Source organism: Couchioplanes azureus (genome assembly GCF_014648355.1).
In the GTDB taxonomy this organism is placed as follows: Bacteria; Actinomycetota; Actinomycetes; order Mycobacteriales; family Micromonosporaceae; genus Actinoplanes; species Actinoplanes azureus.
Window position 1 is genome coordinate 407,566 of record NZ_BMQY01000005.1, and the last position, 17,739, is coordinate 425,304.

General features: G+C 67.7%; 20 protein-coding genes and 1 pseudogene. 8 read left to right on the forward strand and 13 right to left on the reverse strand.

The window, feature by feature from the left end; all coding sequences use genetic code 11:
- Window positions 1–188: 188 nt before the first annotated feature.
- The 11 genes and pseudogenes from IEY99_RS20475 to IEY99_RS20520 form a co-directional block, all read right to left on the reverse strand.
- Entirely contained in the window at window positions 189–1,289 is a 1,101-nt protein-coding gene (locus tag IEY99_RS20475) for an AAA family ATPase (RefSeq protein ID WP_189205502.1), read from the reverse strand.
- Window positions 1,286–2,467, reverse strand: coding sequence for a bifunctional DNA primase/polymerase (locus IEY99_RS20480; protein ID WP_229799053.1), 1,182 nt, complete (start codon window positions 2,465–2,467; stop codon window positions 1,286–1,288). Before IEY99_RS20480 ends, IEY99_RS20475 begins: the two co-directional genes overlap by 4 nt.
- Window positions 2,443–2,809, reverse strand: a pseudogene (locus IEY99_RS34380) (RRQRL motif-containing zinc-binding protein); the annotation flags it as partial. The pseudogene IEY99_RS34380 and the gene IEY99_RS20480, both read right to left, overlap by 25 nt.
- The gene (locus IEY99_RS20485; RefSeq protein ID WP_189205506.1) at window positions 2,809–3,192 is read right to left on the reverse strand and encodes a hypothetical protein; all 384 of its coding nucleotides are present in this window, start codon (window positions 3,190–3,192) and stop codon (window positions 2,809–2,811) included. The gene IEY99_RS20485 and the pseudogene IEY99_RS34380, both read right to left, overlap by 1 nt.
- Complete coding sequence (locus tag IEY99_RS20490; protein WP_373293406.1) at window positions 3,189–3,431, reverse strand: hypothetical protein; 243 nt, start codon at window positions 3,429–3,431, stop codon at window positions 3,189–3,191. The genes IEY99_RS20485 and IEY99_RS20490 overlap by 4 nt, the downstream gene beginning before the upstream one ends.
- A 144-nt stretch (window positions 3,432–3,575) precedes the next feature.
- A complete protein-coding gene (locus IEY99_RS20495) occupies window positions 3,576–5,816 on the reverse strand; it encodes a P-loop NTPase family protein (RefSeq protein ID WP_189205510.1) in 2,241 nt (746 codons plus the stop codon).
- Between the two features lie 229 nt (window positions 5,817–6,045).
- Window positions 6,046–6,495 (reverse strand): hypothetical protein, encoded by a 450-nt coding sequence (locus IEY99_RS20500; RefSeq protein WP_189205512.1) that lies wholly within the window; start codon window positions 6,493–6,495, stop codon window positions 6,046–6,048.
- A 168-nt stretch (window positions 6,496–6,663) separates the two neighbouring features.
- The gene (locus IEY99_RS20505; protein WP_189205833.1) at window positions 6,664–7,320 is read right to left on the reverse strand and encodes an NUDIX domain-containing protein; all 657 of its coding nucleotides are present in this window, start codon (window positions 7,318–7,320) and stop codon (window positions 6,664–6,666) included.
- A gap of 207 nt (window positions 7,321–7,527) precedes the next feature.
- Window positions 7,528–8,217 carry a DUF2637 domain-containing protein gene (locus IEY99_RS20510; protein WP_189205514.1) on the reverse strand — a complete coding sequence of 230 codons (690 nt, stop codon included), beginning with the start codon at window positions 8,215–8,217 and terminating at the stop codon, window positions 7,528–7,530.
- A gap of 71 nt (window positions 8,218–8,288) precedes the next feature.
- Window positions 8,289–8,429, reverse strand: coding sequence for a hypothetical protein (locus IEY99_RS20515; RefSeq protein ID WP_189205850.1), 141 nt, complete (start codon window positions 8,427–8,429; stop codon window positions 8,289–8,291).
- The gene (locus IEY99_RS20520; protein ID WP_189205516.1) at window positions 8,429–8,674 is read right to left on the reverse strand and encodes a DUF6284 family protein; all 246 of its coding nucleotides are present in this window, start codon (window positions 8,672–8,674) and stop codon (window positions 8,429–8,431) included. Before IEY99_RS20520 ends, IEY99_RS20515 begins: the two co-directional genes overlap by 1 nt.
- Before the next feature lie 106 nt (window positions 8,675–8,780).
- Between IEY99_RS20520 and IEY99_RS20525 the strand changes: the two genes are divergently transcribed.
- From IEY99_RS20525 to IEY99_RS20535, 3 genes are all read left to right on the forward strand, one after another.
- Window positions 8,781–9,017, forward strand: a complete 237-nt coding sequence (locus IEY99_RS20525) for a hypothetical protein (RefSeq protein ID WP_189205518.1) — start codon at window positions 8,781–8,783, stop codon at window positions 9,015–9,017.
- A 260-nt stretch (window positions 9,018–9,277) separates the two neighbouring features.
- Window positions 9,278–10,201: a hypothetical protein gene (locus IEY99_RS20530; RefSeq protein WP_189205520.1), complete on the forward strand. Its 924-nt coding sequence runs from the start codon at window positions 9,278–9,280 to the stop codon at window positions 10,199–10,201.
- Window positions 10,194–10,646: a GNAT family N-acetyltransferase gene (locus IEY99_RS20535; RefSeq protein WP_189205522.1), complete on the forward strand. Its 453-nt coding sequence runs from the start codon at window positions 10,194–10,196 to the stop codon at window positions 10,644–10,646. Before IEY99_RS20530 ends, IEY99_RS20535 begins: the two co-directional genes overlap by 8 nt.
- A 54-nt stretch (window positions 10,647–10,700) precedes the next feature.
- Here IEY99_RS20535 and IEY99_RS20540 read toward each other — a convergent pair whose 3' ends face one another.
- On the reverse strand, window positions 10,701–11,258 hold the full coding sequence (locus IEY99_RS20540) for a hypothetical protein (RefSeq protein ID WP_189205524.1): 558 nt from the start codon (window positions 11,256–11,258) through the stop codon (window positions 10,701–10,703).
- 6 nt (window positions 11,259–11,264) lie between these two features.
- A complete protein-coding gene (locus IEY99_RS20545; RefSeq protein WP_189205526.1) occupies window positions 11,265–12,407 on the reverse strand; it encodes a NucA/NucB deoxyribonuclease domain-containing protein in 1,143 nt (380 codons plus the stop codon).
- A 318-nt stretch (window positions 12,408–12,725) separates the two neighbouring features.
- On the opposite strand from IEY99_RS20545, the gene IEY99_RS20550 reads away from it, so the two are divergent.
- The 5 genes from IEY99_RS20550 (at window position 12,726) to IEY99_RS20570 (ending at window position 17,711) form a co-directional block, all read left to right on the forward strand.
- Window positions 12,726–13,484, forward strand: a complete 759-nt coding sequence (locus IEY99_RS20550) for a hypothetical protein (protein ID WP_189205528.1) — start codon at window positions 12,726–12,728, stop codon at window positions 13,482–13,484.
- A 255-nt stretch (window positions 13,485–13,739) separates the two neighbouring features.
- Window positions 13,740–14,966 (forward strand): hypothetical protein, encoded by a 1,227-nt coding sequence (locus tag IEY99_RS20555; protein WP_189205530.1) that lies wholly within the window; start codon window positions 13,740–13,742, stop codon window positions 14,964–14,966.
- A gap of 540 nt (window positions 14,967–15,506) precedes the next feature.
- Window positions 15,507–15,863, forward strand: coding sequence for a hypothetical protein (locus tag IEY99_RS20560; protein ID WP_189205532.1), 357 nt, complete (start codon window positions 15,507–15,509; stop codon window positions 15,861–15,863).
- Window positions 15,864–16,138: 275 nt separating this feature from the next.
- Window positions 16,139–16,633: a peptidoglycan-binding domain-containing protein gene (locus IEY99_RS20565; protein ID WP_189205534.1), complete on the forward strand. Its 495-nt coding sequence runs from the start codon at window positions 16,139–16,141 to the stop codon at window positions 16,631–16,633.
- A gap of 172 nt (window positions 16,634–16,805) precedes the next feature.
- Window positions 16,806–17,711: a DUF3152 domain-containing protein gene (locus tag IEY99_RS20570; protein ID WP_229798997.1), complete on the forward strand. Its 906-nt coding sequence runs from the start codon at window positions 16,806–16,808 to the stop codon at window positions 17,709–17,711.
- The last annotated feature ends 28 nt before the right edge of the window (window positions 17,712–17,739 follow it).

A 17,739-nucleotide genomic window follows, 5' to 3' on the forward strand; every position in this document is an offset into this window, starting at 1 on the left:
AGGGGCGCTGAGACAGGCGATCGGGGACGTGTTGCGTTCCGGCCTAGGTGGGCGGAACGCGTCGGCAGAGAGCCGTACGGCGGCCCGCTGAGAGCCACGCTGAGCCAAGATCTCGGCTGTCCGGGTGTCTTCGTATGCGTCTGAGCTGAAACAGCCGCATATCTCCCTGTTTCAGCATGTTCGCTCGCTCACGACCACAGTCCGGGTGTCCCCGTGCTGTCCCCCTCGTTTTCGCTGCTCAGCGGGGTTTGGGGGACACCGGGGACAGCGGGGACACCAGGGACTCGGTACCGGCCGCCGGTGTCGGCGGCGAGCTGCCCATCGGCGAGCATCCGCTGGCAGGTCCGCTTGACGTTGTCGTAGCCCAGGCCGACGCCCTCGGCGATCACCTTGGGCGTACTGCCGGGCGTGGTCCGCAGGAAGCGCAGGATCACGGCGCGGGTCTCGCCGACCTGGTGGTCCTCGGCCGGGCCGTCGAGCATCTGCCAGGCACCGGCGGCGGCGTCGAAGTTGAGGGCGTACTCGTTCTCATCGACGTCGCGGCCAGTCACGTGCAGCACGCCGTCACCCTGGTTGCGTGCCCGCTTGAGGACGAGGGTCGCGTCGGCGGCTCCGGCGAGGCCGTTGGTGCCGGAGACTTCGGTGAGGAAGTCGTCGGATCCGGCTTTGCGGACGTGGTGGACCAGGACGAACGCGACGCCGTAGTCGTCGGCGACCTTCTTGGCCCGGCCCACGGCGGCGTAGTCCGCGTCGTAGGCGGAGGCGCCTGGGGCGGAGTTGCCGCGGAGTTTGGCGAAGACGTCGATGATGACCATCCGGGCGTCGCGGTTGCGGTCGAGCCACGCGGCGATGGCCTGGTCGCCGCCCTGCGGCAGCGGCGGGCACTGGGTGGCCAGGGTGAGCCCTGCCGGGGCGGGTCGGTCGCCGAGCACCTTGCCAAGACGCGATTGCAGGCGCCGGGCAGTGTCCTCCAGGGCGAGATAGAGCACCGGCCCGGCCTCCACCTGGATCGAGCCGAACGCCTGACCGCCGAGAGCGACGTCCACGCCGAGGCCCAAGGACATCCAGGACTTGCCGACCTTGGGCGGGCCGCACAGCAGGTTGACGCCCTCGGACAGCACGCCGGGAACGGCCCACTTGGGTGGGGCGAACTCCATGGCCATGATGTCGGCGGCAGTCCACGACGTGCGGATCCGTGCGGGCTGCTTCGGCGCGGGTGAGAGCACTTCGGCGACGTCGTCCGGCCCGGCGACGTGCAGGGCGGGCCGGTCGGCCGGCACGGCGTTCATGCGGCGACCGTCCGGGGTCGGCGGGCGCCAGCGGCGAGCCCGGAGCGGATCGTACGCAGCGTCTCGAAGCGGGTCAGCCCGATCGCCAGCGCGACCTCTTCGAGGAGGGCGGCGGCCTGCTCTTCGGGCAGGGCGCCTCCGGCGGCGAGCTGGCCGAGGGCGACCGCGGAGACGTACAGGGCGTGGTTGCGCTCGCCTTGTACTGCGCTGCGGAGGTGGTCGAGCTGGCGGCTGATCGCGGCGTCGAGGTAGGCCCCGGCGCGGCCAGTGGGCAGGTCCACGGCGACGGGGCGTTGCGGTGGCAAGGGTGCAGGCGCGAGGCGTTCGGCGAGCCAGCCGGGAAGCTCGGCGACCTCGACGTCCCGGACGACGGTGTACGGGCGTCCGGTCACGATCGATCCGGCCGCCACGACGTAGCCGCCGTGGGCGCGGGTGTCGATCAGCCAGCCGAGGCCGTTGCCGCGCTCCCCTGCAGTGTTGCGCAGCGCCGGGCCGGTCGCGGGGTGCCGGAAGTACAGATGAGTCCCGCCCCGGCCCGTGGCCACGGTGTAGGTGTCATCGGGTACCTGCTGCTCGGCGGCTTCGCAGACCTCGACGAGCACGTCGAAACCCTCTTCAGCCGCCGGGTAGGGGCAGTCGGCTGGTGGGCTCTGGTCAGGCTTGCGCACGTCCAGGTCGATGACGACCAGGCGGGAGGGGCCGCAGGCGATACCGACGCCATACGGCACGGTTGCCCAGCCGCGCCGGATCCGATCCGGGTCGGTGGTGGCGCGGTCCTCCCAGCTGGTGTGCCTGACCCGGCAGCGCGGGTCGGTGCGGGTGCAGGCGTCGGCGGGGTGGTCGGGGAAGGCGGGCCGCTTGTCGTCGGGACGCAGTGGGAAGACGTGCCAGCCTCGGGCGGCGGCGGCGAGGGCCACGTCGCGCAGGGATTCGTTAAGGCGCATAGGTTCCGGCCTCCTGTTGTCGGGTGTAGACGGTCGGTTGCGGGAGTTCTTGTCGTGGACGCAGGGGGCGCAGTCGCGCGACTGAAGGTGGACCGGATGTCGGCGGCTCTTGGTCTGGCCGACGGCGATCCGGCGTCCGCAGATGTGCGGGTAAGGCTCGTTGGCGGGCACCTCGCGGCCGAGGGCCTTACTCGCGCCGATCCAGTGCCCGCCGCTCGTCGCGGGTCGTGGCAGGTCAGGCACTCGCCGAGCGAGCGCGGGATGTAGTACGGCCGCAGTTCCCGGCAGGTGGGGCAGGTGCGGCGAGCGCGCAGGGCGGCGCGCACGGCGCGGAGCTGGCCGGGCGTCGCGGGCTGCTTGGGCCGGGCGAGGTCGATGCGGTAGGTACGCGGCGCGGGTGCCGCCGACGCCGCGCCACAGGATCTGCGCGGCGATTGGCTGACGGCCAGGGCACAGGCCTCGGGTGCGAAGCTGGCGCCGGGTGGTGTAGCCGTCGGGCGCGCCGCGCCACCAGTAGGTCGGCAGCCCGTACCGGCTGCCCTCGGGATCCCAAAACGCCGCCCGCATCCGCGACATCAGGCGGCCCTCCCACCGAAAGACTTCCCGTCCGCCCCGTGGAGCTCCGGCCGCCTCGCAGGAGGATTTGCGGTCCGACCGCGTAGCACACCGTGCCGGATCGCGACAGCAGCAAGTACCTCGCGCAGGAGCCGCACCGTGGTGGCGACCTGCCAGCGGGCGCCGGTTTCGGTGTGGTGCAAGGGAATCCGGGCGCGGATCTCGACGTACTCGCGTCCGTTGGCGTCGCGGACGCGGGTGACGATCGCCCTTCCGGCGCCGGGTAGGTCGGCGATCAGCTCCGGTGAGCGGTGTTCGTTGAGGTTGCAGCGGTGGTCGCGTGCGCACCAGGCGGTGTGCTCGGTCGCCGTCCGGCGGTGCCGGGCCATCGTGCGGGCGCTCATCGGTTGCCGGCCTTGTACTCGCCGCGCAGGTACTCGTAGACGCGGCGGCCGATGCGCACCCGGCGGCCGGTGCCCTCGCAGCGCGGGCAGAGCCGGAACGCCTTGCTGAAGATCTTCGAGTAGCGTTTGCCGGTGCCGTGGCAGCGGCGGCAGTTGCCGAACGGGAACGCGGCACACATGATCAGGTAGAACGCTGTGTAACCGGCGAGGATCAGGCTAGCTAGCGCGGCGAGGGTCATCACGAGGTGCCTCCACAGGCCGTTTCAGGGTGTGCGGGGCCAACGCCGCTAGGTGCTAGGGCGCTGGCCAGGGGATCTTTGTGTCGCTAGCGGTGCCGCTAGGTCTAGCGGTGGGTGCCGCTAGACCTAGCGGCGAATTGGGGCCTACTTCCGGCCGCCGCTCCCCCCGTTACGGTCACGGCGGGTGAGCGCATCTTGGAGGTGGGCGCGGGTGATGCCTTTGCGGTTGCCGCTCTCGCCGGTGTCGGGGTCGCTGCCCCAGACCTGGCCGGTCTTGACGCCGTGCGGCTTGAGCGCTTCGCGCAGCTGGTCGGCGGTGAACCCGTCGTAGACGTCGGGGCGCAGCGCGGCGAGCCGCTTGACGATGACCGTGGACCACAGCTTCGGGTCGGTGTCGCTCATGACGGCCAGGGTGTCTTCGAGGATGGTGTCGCGGCGCACGGCGTCGGTGGTGATGGTGTGCCCGGCGGCGTGGCCGGTGATGTTCCCGGCCTGTTCCCGCAGAGTTCGGGCGCGGGCGACGATGGCCTTGGCGGTGGGGTTGTCAATCTTGAAGGTGCGGGTGATGACCGGGTCGTCGCCCTCTCCGGCGAGGTAGCCGATGCCGCGGTCGCGGCGGGCGAACATGGTGGCCTTGATGCCGTTCTTGAACATCGACTGGCCGAGGACCATGTCGTTCTCCCGGTAGCCCATGACCTTGAGGCAGAACCGCAGCACGGCGTTCGCGCTGATGCCGGTCGGTAGGCTCTTGTCGTCGGGGCGCTGGGTGCCGAGTCCGAGCATGATCCCGGCGGCCGGGCCGCGCTTGATCAGGTCGGTGCAGTGCTCCTCGAACTCGTCGCCGTACTTCGGGTGTTCAAACCACACCTGGCACTCGTCCACGCCGATCACGATCGGGTGCAAGCCGAGCTTGCGGTTGGAGGCCAGCTCGTCGGTGACCTTGTTCTCCGGGCACAGGTCGGCCGGCAGCTCGCGGATCACCTTCGTGCGGCGGCGCAGCTCGGCGCGCATCTCGCGCATGGCGGCGATGCCGTACTCGATGTCTTCCTCGTCGTCTCCGGCGCGGTAGCGGTGCGCGACCGGTTCCAACGGCCGGAGGTCACCGGTGCCCTTGAGGTCGAACGCCAGCACCCACGAGCGAGGGTCCAGGCACGCGCCGAGCAGGGCCAGGCGCAACGCGAACGTCTTACCCATCCGCGGGATGGACCCGATGATGAGCGAGGCGAACATCAGGGTGATGGTGACGACCCGGCCGCGCGGGTCGGTGCCGAACGCGAACGGCTTGAACAGGTTGACCGTCCCCGTCTTGAGCAGCGGCCACGGGCCTTGCTTGGACTTCGACAGGTCCTTGTCGGCGACGAACAGGGTCAGCATGCCGGGGTGCACCTCGGCGTTGACCTCCGGCCACACACAACCGAGCGGGCGAGTCAGCGCGGCGGCCAGTTCCTCGCGCTTGTCGACCACGGTCGAGGCGGTGACGCCGCGGGGCAGTTCCACCTCGGCGTGCCAGCCGGTGCCGTTCTCCCGGCTGATCGGCGCGGTGAACCACCGCTTGCCGTTGTCGCCGCGGCGGATGGCGTCGTTGATGCCCTTGATGTTCAGCGCGGCCAGGGCGGTGAAGACCTCAACCGAGGTCAGTGGGGCTGCGTCGCGGCGCACGACCGCCGTGTCCAACAGCGGCTTGTCCGCCGGTGCGCCGACGATCCCGCACAGCACCAGCACGGCGGCCAGCGTCGACCACTGCGCCAAGGTGGGGGCGAGCAGGAGCGCACCCACGGCGGCGACCAGGGCGGCGATCAGGGCGAGGGTGACCATGCCGCGCCAGCGCACCCGCCGGTCGCGCTTGTTGGTCAGCCGGTCGTACATCTTGGCTTCCTCGGGCTTGTCGATCGCGGCCCGCACCACCGACTGACGCACCGGCTCGCCCTCGAGGTCCCACAGCCACCGGTTGTAGCCCCAGCACATGCAGGCGAACCCGCGCGGCGCTCGCACGGCGAGCTTGACGCCGTACTTCGGCACCCGCACACCGTGATAGGCAAGCGCGTGCAGGCCGAACCCGGTCGCCCACGCCAGGTTGCCGCCGAACTCGCGGGCCGAACGTAACCATGAGGGGACGATCGGCACGCGGGTCGCGTCGCGGAACCCGGCGAGGGTGAACCGCGGGCGTCGCTGCGCGGCGATGCTGTCGACCATCACCGCAGCGGCCGGACCGGTCTCGTCCTCGTCGGGCTCGGTGTCGTCGCTGTTGGGGTCGACCTGTGGTGCGGTGGTACCCCGCCGAGACCGGGCAGCGTCCAGGTCGACGACCTCAGCGTCAGCGACCTCGTTCTCAGCGGCGGTCCAGTCGAAGTCGTCCGCGTTCGGGTTCCCGTGTGGGGTGGTCATCGGCCGTTCTCCTTCCGGACGGTCGCGGTGACGGGAGCGGTGAGATGGCAATACCGATTGAGTCGGCGGCGAAGACCAGACTGCAGGCGGGTTGAAACCGTGGTGGCGATGGAGTGCGAGAGCATGAGGGTTCTCCCCTGAGATCGAGCACGTGGGTGTTGGGGTGAGGGCCCGGGACGCGGGCCGGAGGTTGTCGAGGCCGTGCTGGTCCGCGTCCCGTTGGGAAGGCTTAGAGGTGGATGGCGCCGTAGTGGGTGCCCTGGCGACCGACCCGGGCGTTGCCGGTGGCGATGTTCACGACTGACGGCGCACCGGCGGGGACGTCGGGCTCGGCGGTGTCGGCATGCTGCTGGCCGACCCAGGCGTTGCCGAGGCGGATGTTCACCTCGCGGACCGGGTCGTCCCCGGCGTCAGGATCGGAGCCCTGCACACCGACGCGGGCGTTGCCTGCGGCGATGTTCACGGTGCGCGTCGGGCAGGTGTCCGGGGTGTGCCCGCGCGGTGGGGTTGCCGAGGGCCGAGGCCTTTCGGCGTTGCGGCCGAAGACGCGGCCTTGCGCGCCCACCATGTCGTTACCGGAGGTGATGTTCACGATGGTGGTCCGTCCGGATGCGGTCGAGGTGAAGGTGGTGGAGTGGCCGGTGCAACGGCGTCCGCCGTCGGCTTTGCTACGACACATGACGGGTGTCCCTTCCGAAGATTCAGGCGACGAGCGTGGCGAGGTGGGCGGCGGTGTCTGGCAACATCTGGGATCTCTCCCGTGGGTCTCACCCGGATTGGGCTTGCGGGGTGGAGACCGGCGGCACGGCGCTTGACTTGGCGGTTGGGGCCGTGCCGCCGGGCGGAGCTACTGGCCGAGGGCGTCGGCGAGCATCTCGCGGTGGGCGGGGAACACCTCGGCGCCGAGGCTGGTCAGGCAGTGCGTGAGGGTGCGGTAGTCGTGGGCGGGCAGCCACGCGGCGCGGGCCGCGTCGTCGGCGCCGTGCACCGCTGGGAAGTCGGCCGGCGTTGGGTAGGCGCCCAGGTCGGTGCGGGACAGGACGGTGACCATCCACGCCTCGTCGCTGGCGCGCGGGTCCGGCACGTAGCGCGGCGCCTCGGTGTGCCACCGCTCGGCGGGCACCTGCAGGCCGGTTTCCTCGGCCAGCTCGCGCACCGCCGCGTCGACCGGCGCCTCGCCGGGATCGACGAACCCGCCGGGCAGCGCCCAGCCGCGCCCGTCGGCGCGTTCCACCATGAGCAGCCAGCGCCCGCCCACACTGTCGGTGGCGGTCACCATGGCGTCGGCGGCCAGGGCCTCGCCCCAGTGGCCGAGTTCGTTGCGGCCGTACCGGATTCCGGTGTCCTCGCAGGGGTTGACCGGTCGTCCGTCGATGACCTCGAACGGGATCGCGGCGGTGGCTTGGCGGGCGGTCCAGTCGATGCGGGTGGGGTCGGTTTCCGGGTCGGCCCACCCGTCGCGCACGCCGATCGTGAAGACGTCGGGGTGGGTGTAGGTACGCACCCTGCCGGTCGGGGTCGGCGGAACTTCACCGTGCAGCAGCGCCCACACGGAGTTGGTCAGGTGCTCGGCGATGTACTGCCGGTCGGCCCGGTCGTTGAGCAGCTCACGTTCGGCCCAGCCGTGCAGTTCGAACAGGTCAGCGCGCAGGGTGTGGTACTGGCGGTGGGTGTGGTCGGTGTTCACGATGACTCCTTCTCAACGGGTGGGTCAGGCGGCGGTGAGGGTGGGCGTTTGCGCAGGCTGCGGCTCGGTTGGTGACGCGTTGGTGGCGTTCAGGGCGGCGAGGTGACGCCGGGCGGTCGACGGGGACACCCCGGCCTTGGCGGCGATCTGCGCGACCGGCGCGCCGGGCATCTTCGCGGCGGCCTTGGCGACCTTGACGGCCGAGGCGGGGCGCGGCGTGACGCGCTTGACCGGCGTCTTCTTGACCGTCGGCGCGGGGGCGGGCTTGGCGTCGGGCGGCGCTGCGACGGACGACTTTGCGGTGCTCGGCTCGGCGGCGGCCGGGGCGGTTGAGGCGACCGGCGCGGCGGCGAGCGTGGTGGTGCCGTGGGCGGTGGCGAGCAGGGCGCCGGTCGCCATCACCATCAACCCATCGACGGCCAGGGGGCCGAAGATGGCCGTCGAGCCGCCTTCGCCGTAGAAGGCGAGCAGACCGGACAGGTGCCGGTACGACACGAACGCGGCGACCCCAGCGACCGGAACCAGGCCACCGAAGCGCAGGACATCCCAGCGCAGCCCGGACGGCCACGCGATGCGGGCCAGGATCTCCACGGCGACGAACAACGCGACCGGCCAGAAGATCGCGCCGACGACGGCGCCGCCGGGCGGCGACCAGTCGGCGGCAGCCCCGGCCGGAGGGACGTAGGAGTGAGCGACGTTCGCCGCGATGGACACCGCGCCACCCAAGACGGCGCCGACGTATGCCCACGCACGGCCAGACATCACAGGCTTGGTCATCGGATGCCTCACTTCACCAGGGCCGAGGCGAACGCGCCGACGCCCGAAGCGACGTCACGAACGAAGTCGGCCGAGTCCTGCGGGTTGCTGATCGCGTAGAACAGCACCAGGGCGAGAGCGGCCAGGCCGCCGAGCTTGCGCAGGTTCATCACGCCACCGCCTTCCGGACGGCGGAGCGGGCGGCCAGCTCGGCGGCGACCCGGGTAACGCGGGCCTCAGCCCGGCGCAGACGCCGCCAGTCCAGCGGCGACGGGCCACCGTGGTCGGCGGCGTTGATCAGGGCAATCTCCGCGTCCAGTACGGACAACTCCGCCTCGATCAACGGCCACTCGCTGTCGATCGCAGCCAGATCGGCCCGGCTTGGGCCATCGAGCCGGACAAGCTTCTTCCTCACGGAGGACCTCCTAAAGTTGGTACGATCACGGTATCGATACTCGGTTTCGATATACGGTATCGAAACCGTGGAAGTTCGCGCAACCTTGTTGCGGTACTCTTCTTTCGTGACTGACGCTCGTGACAGGCTCGCCGCCGCCACAAGGCGCTATCGCGACTCAGAGGCCGCCCACGAGGAAGCCCGGCAGCAGGTGATCGAGGCCGCCCTTGAGGCCCTCCGGGCCAACATCACCCCGACGGAGGTGGAGAAGCTCTCTCCGTTCACCGGCGCCTACATCCGCCGACTCGCCAGAGAGAAGGGCATCCCCCCGGCAGCTCGCGGCCCTAAGAGGTCGACGAAGTAGGCGAAGGTGTCTGCGTGGGCCTCATCCGGTCGTCCTTCCTTCGTGCTCCGATGTCGTGCCACAAGTCTGGCGCCGCAGGCCGTTTCGCCTCGACCTCGTTCCTGCACCGCTTGTTGATCGCCTTTGTCTCGCGCGTCTCGTTTCTGTCTCGTCCGTGCTAGGTTCCATCGACGTGGGCGAGTCGTGGAAGGTGGATCGTGAGCCCCCAACCCACTCGGCTAAAGCATCTTGTCCAGCAGAGGCACTGGCAGACGCACAGGGTGTTCTCCGCTGAGTACAACCGCGCCGCCGCCACCGTCGACAAGCAACTGTGCGGCTCCGCACCCAGCCGGCCTCAGCTACACAGGTGGCTCTCCGGCACGCTGACTAGGTTGCCGCACCCGGATCACTGTCGTGTCCTTGAAGCGATGTTCCCGGAGTGGACAGCTCGGCAGCTCTTCGAGCCGTATGCGCCTGAAGACGAACCGGCCAGCTTCTCAGACGATCGCCCAGCAGTCCCAAGCCAGCGCGGCAACGATCGCGACACTGTGGTAATACCTCAGCCGCTGGACGAGGCACCGTGGGTACAGATCGCAGTGAGAGACGCCCTGGATGCCGCCGTCAACATCGAGGCCAAGTACGCCGGCACCATGGCAACGGTGCTCTGCCGCAAGATCATGGATGACTGCCTTGATCAGTTGCGTGACCTGCAACGGGGTCACTTCGAAGCCCCCTTCGATGACAACTGGCTCGTCTATGCCCTCACCGAACGCACGAAGGACCGCCTCTTGGCGACCAGCGTCGAAGAGGTGGACCTCAAATGGTGGCAATCGGCCGCAGGCCACACGTACTGGCGACTACACAGGGAGGCGCTTGCTCGGGGCATTCGTGTCCAGCGCATCTTCATCTACCGAGACTGGACGGATGACCATGAGACACTCGCCCGTCGCCAGCGCGACGCCGGTGTGCGCACGCTGCGGGTCCAGCGCGACCAGCTTTCGGCGGATTTGCGGGTGGATATGATTCTCTGGGACGACGTCTGCGGATACCAATCGCGCGTCAACTCGTCTGGAGAGGCAATCACGAACAACTACACATTCGACAAGTATGATTTGAACCAAATGCTTGATCAGTACAAGATTATTGAATCTTGTGCCGAAGAGTGGCCGTTGAACCATAGTTCGGAGGTTGTCACCAATGATTGAAGTCCGTCGACCCGCCGAACATGAGATCGCCGACCTGGCTCAGATGGACTACGAGATCTTTGGTGAACACTCCTACGCCCAAATCACGATGCGGCAGTTCTATGACTTGGCCGGCCCGCTCCTGAACGTTGCCACCGACTCGTCAAAGCTCGTGGGCTACAGCCTCATCCTCCCCACCTTCGCCAGCAATGAGGGCTGGTTCTTGGCGCTCGGCGTCAGGGAGACCTATCGACGTAGCGGCATCGGAAGAGTCCTCTCGCGTCGCGCACTCGAAGAGGCCGACCGACTGAGCATCTCAACGCTTCGGCTCACTGTGGAGCCCGGCAACAACGCCGCAATCGCACTCTACGCGGCACTAGGTTTCCAAACCGAAGGCATTACTGCTGACTACTTTGGCGAGAGGGAAGATCGCCAGATCATGCGGCGCGTACGCAACGCTAGCTGACCTCCGAGGCGTGGCCCTTCCCGTTGTCCCAAACCAGCTAGAGATCGCGTGCGTTCAGAGCGGCATCGACGGTGGAGACGTCGGGTGGAGATGGCGATATTCACGCAGTGCCGGGTTAGGGAATTTGATGTCGTCCGTCTGGGGTGCTTCCGGCCAGAGCTGAACCAGGTGGTGTTCGATCGGGCGCGGAACGGTCGTGGCATAATTCCGAGCCTCCTCGATTCCGCGAGCGTGCACCCGGATTCGATACCAGCTATCGGCGGTCGTCTCCAGGGCCGGTAAATCCTCCACGGCGCCATCGGTCGGCGCGTTGACCGACACGGTGCCACTCGGCGTGTACTGCTCGACCTCCACGACCTTCTCCCAGCCAGCCACGTCGATGGGTGGCGCTGCGGCGTGGATCTCCACGCGCAGCGCCACCGGTCCGAAGATCGTGCCGGTGAGGACGATCGCTCCGGTCGAGCCGACGGCGACCAGGCCGTTGGCGACGCCGGCGTCAGCCAGAATGTCAGGCGCGCCGTCGTAGTCGAGCAGCTCGTAGAAGCCGTTCGCGGCGTAGACGGCGCCGTCAGCGGCGCGGACGAGGCTGGTCGAGGTGTCCTCACCGTTCATAGTGGGTCAGGCTACGACTTGCACGAAGTAGGCGTCGTTGTCCCAGACCCGGTTCTCGCGGATGAACGCGCCCAGCTTGTTGCCGCCGTTGGTGTTGTCGGTCTGGGGTATGTGCGCGATCGCCGCTCCGGCGCCGCCCTGGCGGGTGGAGGCGAAGGGGTACTCGTCGCACGAGTCGTCGGGGTACTGCTTGACGAACCCCGCGCACGAAATGTTGCGTTGGCTGTCGACGATTGCCGAGTTGGCCTGCCGCGTCAGCGGCGTACCGTCCACCCTGCCCGGGTGGCCCGGCAGGCTGGCCTGGGCGGAGGCGACGAAGGCCGCATGTTGCGGTGACGGCGGCGGGGCGGATCCGCTCAGCAGGAACACCGGCGTGGCGGCTGGGTAGACGCATCCGGGGCTGATCCTGCCGATGGTGGCGCTGTTGTCGCACCGCACGGTCGGCAACGCCGTCGTCGAGCCGGAGCCGGGCACGGTGGGCGGAGGGGACTCGAATGCCAGCTTGACCGCTTGGCTGCTCGTGACCGGGGTCGCGCCGGGGGTGTTGGAGGTGATCATCCAGCTTCCCCGCATGAACGCGCCGACGACCAAAGGCAGCTTGGTGCTGCCGTTGCCCGCGACGGTGCAGGCGCCCGAGCAGACGGCGGTGCCATTGATGGTCGAGCCGGTCGCCGCTGCGCCGGTCAGGGTCTGCACGTAGGCTTTCGCGCCCATGGTCCAGGTGAGGGCCTTGTTGGAGACGGCGCCCCAGTAGATGACCATCACCGTGGCGGTGCCTTTGACCGTGCCCCGGTTGTCGAGGATCGCGGCGATCGTCTGGAACGCCGAGCATGCCGTCACGCGGGTTACCGGGGTATTGCAGAAGTCGGGTAGGGCGCTCGGGTCAGGATCAAGCTCCCATCCGGCGGCGGCCACCGATACGGCTTCCGCGGAAGCCGGTGGCTGGCTCGCCGGGCTGTGACTCGCCGAACGGAATTGGGCCAGCGCGGTCGGAAGCGTCTGTGGAATGACCTTGACGCAGACCCGGGCACGTGTGGAGTTGGTCCCATCACACAGCGGCGTGGCGATAGCCGCAGCGGGGGCCGTGAGGGAGAGTGCGGACGCCACCACCGCGGCCATGCCGGCGGCGAGGGAGGTACGGATACGCAAGATCTCCTCCTGAAGTCGGTCCAAGAGATCTCGACGTTAGCAATACATTTAGATGTCTTGATTAAACCGCCTCGCAGGCGACGCCAGAGGCCACGCTCATGGAGCGACGGCAAGGACCGACCTTCCGACGTTCGAGCTAGTCGGCACCGCCGGAAGGTCCCCTGTCCCCAAGTCCTCTAGCCTCCTGAACAAGGGAAACGAGGGGACAGTTCCGGACACCCCCGTTTCAGCGCTCCGCCGTTCGCCCGGGTCGCCGTCGTCGACAGACAGGTCACAACACGATCGACGCAGGTCGACGAAGTCGCTTATCGTGCCGGGATGATCACGGGATGGCGAGACCGGGTCACGTGGCTGATCGAAGCGCTGCGGCGATGGTCGGATCAGCCGCGCGGACAGCGCTTCGCGGGATGGTCGACGCGTCGCCGGTGGCTGGTGCTGGTTCTCCTCCCGACCCTGCTCGTGTGCTGCGGTGGGACCGTCGTCGCCGTGCCGGTGGCGTGGGTATGGCGGCTGACCGCCGAAGCAAGCCAGGGTGCAACGGCGCCGGATATCGCGGCGAGTCAGTACCTCCAGGCGCTCAGCTACGGCGAGGAGGAGGGCCTGATCACGGTGCTCGACGACGAGCGCGAGGACGAGCTGCTCACCGGCTGGCGGGAATACCGCGACGCGATGACGCGCAGCGAGGCAAGTCGGCTGAGCTTCGGAACGTTGACCGTCGGGCCGATCCAGGGCGGCCAGGCCGCCGTGACGGTCGACGTCACCGCTGTCTGGTGGAGCTCCGGCGGTGGTGCGTTGAGCCATCAGAGCGACGCGAAGACGTGGCGCTTCGAGACCCACGACGAGGACGGCAAGTGGCAGGTGGCCAGCGTCGAGGCGCCCGCATGGTGCGGCGGGTACGTCGCGCGATGCCCAGACGAGACGGCACCGTCGTCCAACAGTTCGCCGAGCCCGTCTCCGTCACCCTCGGATGATCTACTGGGGAACCCACGCTCGATGCTCAGGTGCGGGCCGAACGATCCGTTCCGGGCCTTGCATTCCTGCCCGCCAACATCCGAGCCGACGCCGAGCCAGTCGTGACAGACACCTCCTGCGAACAGCGAGGCGCTGGCTAGCCGGAGCTAGCCGGTGACGGTCTCACTGACCGATGGTGGGACGGGTGTCTCCCGTGTCCCCAGTGCCGCCGAAGGGGATTGAGCTGCCAAACTAGGGAGACAGCGTGGATGGCGGTTGCCCCCGAACGCCCTGCAGTGACCGAGTGAGCCCACTGGCGAGCCTCAGAGGGTCTGGATCCCTGCTGCTGGACTTCCGCGGGCCAGTGTAGGTAAGGCTGATATGCAAGAGCACACGGACGGCAGCTCCAGCGACGCATCGTCGGCAAGGAGCACTGTAACGCTGCGCGAGTTGTTGACGAGAGCACTGCGAAAGCAGGGTTTCGGCGAGGTCTGCAAGGTTGAGCCGGGAACGAGTAACCGACTGGCCGACAGCCTGAGCCAGAACCTCTTATTTTCAATGCTATTGGGTTTCCTGCTATTTGCCTCGTTCCGACTCGGATGGGACTTCTGGATTACGGCGCTCGTGATCTTTGCCTCAATGCTTGGCCTTGTTCTGGCGGTTAGGGCCGGAGGATGCACAAACATGCTCGGCTATCTAGCCTATATGGCCGCATGGATCACCCTCGGTGTCTACCTATTCGCAAATGGGGACTACAGCACCTTATTCCTTACACACTTGCTTCCGTTCCTCTTAGTGATCGGGACAAGGTGGGCCGTACGAGCTGTCCGCTTCACGGCACATGTTCCATTTTTTGTTCCGATTACTCTACTGCTAATTCTAATGCCTTTGATATCGGAAGATCCGTGGCGAATAGCTGTAGCGGCGGAATGGAGGATCGGCTTACTGGCGGCCATTACACTAACACCGCTCTCCCTATACCTACTCGTCCGCATGGCAAGACTCGACTCGACGACACTGCTCTTTAAGACGATCGACACGCTAAACGACCGGGACGTGCCAATGGAAGCCGTCTGGAAGCGCATCGACAAGCACCGCAATAAGCCCGCCGAACACATCGACGCCGACGCCGCCATTGTGCAACTTGCCGAGGCGTTGAATGCGGAAAAGGAAATCACTACCGCTCGACTCGTCAAGGCTGTCATGTTGATCGAAAAGCGTTTCCGGCGGCTGGCATCCATTCGGGTGATGTCGGTTGTGGGCGGCGTATGGATTGCAGTCACCGGCTTGCTTTACGCGCTCGCGCTCACCATCATGCCCACCTCGCTGGCCGCCGATTGGTCCAAGTCGCAAGTAGAAACGCTCGATGCCGAGTTTTTTGCCTGGGATTTCAGTATTGTGACCAGTCCGTACCTTCAGGTTGCGCTATTGCTCGGCACCGTGGCAGCCGTGGGATTCGCGGGTTTCGTGCTTACAGAGGAGCAGTATTTTGAAGGGTTCACGAAAGGCGTCATCGGAAAGCCTGTTGAGCAATATTTGATGCTCGCCTTGCCATACCTTGCGGTTGCGGATGAGGATCCCAACGAACCGAGCAAATCGGAGAGTTGAGCACAGTTCGCGAGGGCTTCGCCAACTACGGTCGAGGACTCTCAAAAATTTGTGAAACTGGCCCTAAGCTGCCACAATTCTAGGCACATTCGGGCCGCTCTGGCCCAAAGGGCGTCTTCGCCCAATCGGAGCGCATCTTTACGCCAGCTCTTGTACGTGCCGTCGATACGCCGCGTCTCCGCTGTCCCCCATGTCCCCGCTGTCCCCGAAGGTGTATTGAGCTGGGGAAACGAGGGGGCCTGCCGGGGGACACTCCCCTTTGTTTCAGCGCTCTACCATCCAGCCCATCGACAGCCTCCCACAAGGCCGATTGTCGCATTCGTGTCGGCGCACCGACTATCAGGGCTGTTTTGGCTGGTCAGAGGAAGACGATCGGCACACTGTAAATCCGTCGCGAAAGCTACAGAGGTTCGAATCCTCTACCCGCCACCACGAGGCACGAAAGGCCCCTCACCTGCTGAAACAGCGGATGAGGGGCCTTCTTCGTCGGCCCCACTCGGGACCGCGGCCTCGATACGCACGCAGGCTACGGCCCAAGTCTTGGGTGCTCTCCTGGCTGAGAAGAGTTCTTTGTACGGCCGCTTCGCCCGAGAGGCCGAGCTACTGCTGCTTGCCACCGACGCAGCCGTCTCAATGCGCGAGGGACCTACCAGCGACGCCGTTGCAGCCGATGCCGAAACGGCCGGCCACCACTTCAGGGAACTGGGTCGGCTAAGCACCGAGGTGAGGGTTCTCGGCGGGGAGGCCATACACGCGGCCGCGCTCCGTTTCATCAACGCATGCATGGACTACATGGGCCACGGCACTGACGAGACCCAAGACGCAGCCAGCAAGAAGCTCGCAGAGCTGAGCGCGCTGATGCACAACGACGCGACCAGCCTGGTGCCACCTGGTTGAGTGCTGCTGACAGCACCCGGCGCGATGCCGAGGTACGCCGCCACATCCTTCGTCGTCCGCCACCCGGCCGCCGGGTCGGGCCGCGCTGTCGTCGTCACCAACTCATTCTCTCCGATCGAGCGAGGCGTGCTCCCGGGCGATGACCCAGCATGGCCGGCGTGGCACCCCTTGCCCGCCTGAGCCAGAGCCGAAGCGGTCATGGACGCGATACGATCTTGCGCTCCGATCCAGCTACGGGGATGCGGATCGATGGCCAGGGACGATGGAGGGTGCTCGTGTTGAAGACCTCGACGAAGAAGCTGTCGACGGCGGCCGCAGTGACCGGTGCCGTAGTGGCGTTGGGGCTGACGCCCGCCGGTCCGGCTCTGGCGGCTACGCCCGTGTGCAGCCAAGCCTGGCAGCTCAAGAGCGTGACCGGCGTAATCATCAACTTCGTGCCGCAAGCGCCCGGAGCGAAAGGGAACTCCAAGTTCCAGCCGACCTGCCAGCTGAAGAGAGGTCACAACAACCCTGGGGTCGGGGCGCTGCAGTACACCCTGAACCATTGCTACAACGCTCGTCTGACCATTGACGGCAAGTTCGGGCCGAACACCGAATCCGCGCTGCGTGCGGCACAGCGGAAGGTGGGGGCCAAGGTGGACGGCATCTTCGGACCGGACACGCGGTTCCGTCTGAAGTACGTCCAGGGTTCGACGCCAGCCACGTTCGCTCGCTGCATCGGCCCCTCCGACAACGGACAAAGCTTCACCCTGCGCAAGCGCCAGGGGTAGTGATCGCAACGCGCTGATCTCGGGCTGAGACCGACCATGCAGACCCAGGTTCGAGGGTATGAGCGCCAGCAGAGACCAGGTCACGGATGGTGCCGATAGCGGACGGACCGGATTGCCCGGAATATCCCCCCTGAGTCATCGATGAGCCGGAGCTATGGGAAGCTTCGAGGCGATGAATGCGAACGCAGGGGCCGGTATGCGCCGCTGGGCGCCGACAGCGGTCACGGTGCTGGCGCTGCTGGGGGCCGCAGGTGCCGTCCTGACGATGGCCCAGCCTGACCAGCACGGGCCCGGCTCGCCGGTGGTCGCCGCCGCGCCCCGCTCCGCCCCTGCCGCCGCCCGTGGCGCCGCCCGTGCCGACGCCCCTACCGCCACGCCTGAGGGCCCTGAGGCCGCGACTGGCGCGGCAGGCGCCCCCACGGCCGCGTCCCCCGTCTCGCTGCGCGGTTCCTTCTCGGCAGAGCCCGATGTGACCGCCGTGCTGCGGCTGCCCGGCAGGCCGCCCGCGCGCGGCGAGGGGATGTTCCACACCGCTCTCGGCACCGGCCCCATCCTGGGACGCTCCGGCCCGCTGCGGACGTTCTCGGTCGCCGTCGAGAAGGGCATCGGCGAGGACACGGCCGCCTTCGCCGATGCCGTCGAGGAAATCCTCGGAGACGAGCGCAGCTGGACCGGCGGCGGCGTCCGCCTGCGGCGGGTCGGCCGCAACGCGGACTTCACCGTCTACCTGGCCTCGCGCACCCAGGCCGGTGCGATGTGCCTGGCCGGCGGCATCAACATCCGGGTGGACGGCCGTCCGTACACGTCCTGCCGGGTAGCCCACAGGGTGATCATCAACCTGGACCGGTGGCGGCTCTCCTCCCCCCGCTACACCGAGGCCAAGGTCCCGCTGGCCGTCTACCGGCAGTACGTGGTCAACCACGAGGTCGGCCATGAGCTCGGCCACCGCCATCAGGGCTGTCCGGGCCGGGGCCGGCCGGCCCCGGTCATGGTGCAGCAGACCTTGAAGCTGCTCGGTTGCCGGCCGTACGCGTGGCCGCGGCGCAACGGCAAGGCGTGGACGGGGCCTCCCCTGTAACGCGCGCTTCTCCCGCCACCATGGCCCC

Excerpts from the sequence above, each read along its gene's own strand:
- IEY99_RS20555 (WP_189205530.1), top strand. The coding sequence starts at position 13,740 with ATGCAAGAGCACACGGACGGCAGCTCCAGCGACGCATCGTCGGCAAGG.
- IEY99_RS20535 (WP_189205522.1), top strand. The coding sequence starts at position 10,194 with ATGATTGAAGTCCGTCGACCCGCCGAACATGAGATCGCCGACCTGGCT.
- IEY99_RS20500 (WP_189205512.1), bottom strand. The coding sequence starts at position 6,495 with ATGTGTCGTAGCAAAGCCGACGGCGGACGCCGTTGCACCGGCCACTCC.
- IEY99_RS20485 (WP_189205506.1), bottom strand. The coding sequence starts at position 3,192 with ATGAGCGCCCGCACGATGGCCCGGCACCGCCGGACGGCGACCGAGCAC.
- IEY99_RS20475 (WP_189205502.1), bottom strand. The coding sequence starts at position 1,289 with ATGAACGCCGTGCCGGCCGACCGGCCCGCCCTGCACGTCGCCGGGCCG.
- IEY99_RS20540 (WP_189205524.1), bottom strand. The coding sequence starts at position 11,258 with ATGAACGGTGAGGACACCTCGACCAGCCTCGTCCGCGCCGCTGACGGC.
- IEY99_RS20490 (WP_373293406.1), bottom strand. The coding sequence starts at position 3,431 with ATGACCCTCGCCGCGCTAGCTAGCCTGATCCTCGCCGGTTACACAGCG.
- IEY99_RS20495 (WP_189205510.1), bottom strand. The coding sequence starts at position 5,816 with ATGACCACCCCACACGGGAACCCGAACGCGGACGACTTCGACTGGACC.
- IEY99_RS20570 (WP_229798997.1), top strand. The coding sequence starts at position 16,806 with ATGAATGCGAACGCAGGGGCCGGTATGCGCCGCTGGGCGCCGACAGCG.
- IEY99_RS20550 (WP_189205528.1), top strand. The coding sequence starts at position 12,726 with ATGATCACGGGATGGCGAGACCGGGTCACGTGGCTGATCGAAGCGCTG.
- IEY99_RS20515 (WP_189205850.1), bottom strand. The coding sequence starts at position 8,429 with ATGAACCTGCGCAAGCTCGGCGGCCTGGCCGCTCTCGCCCTGGTGCTG.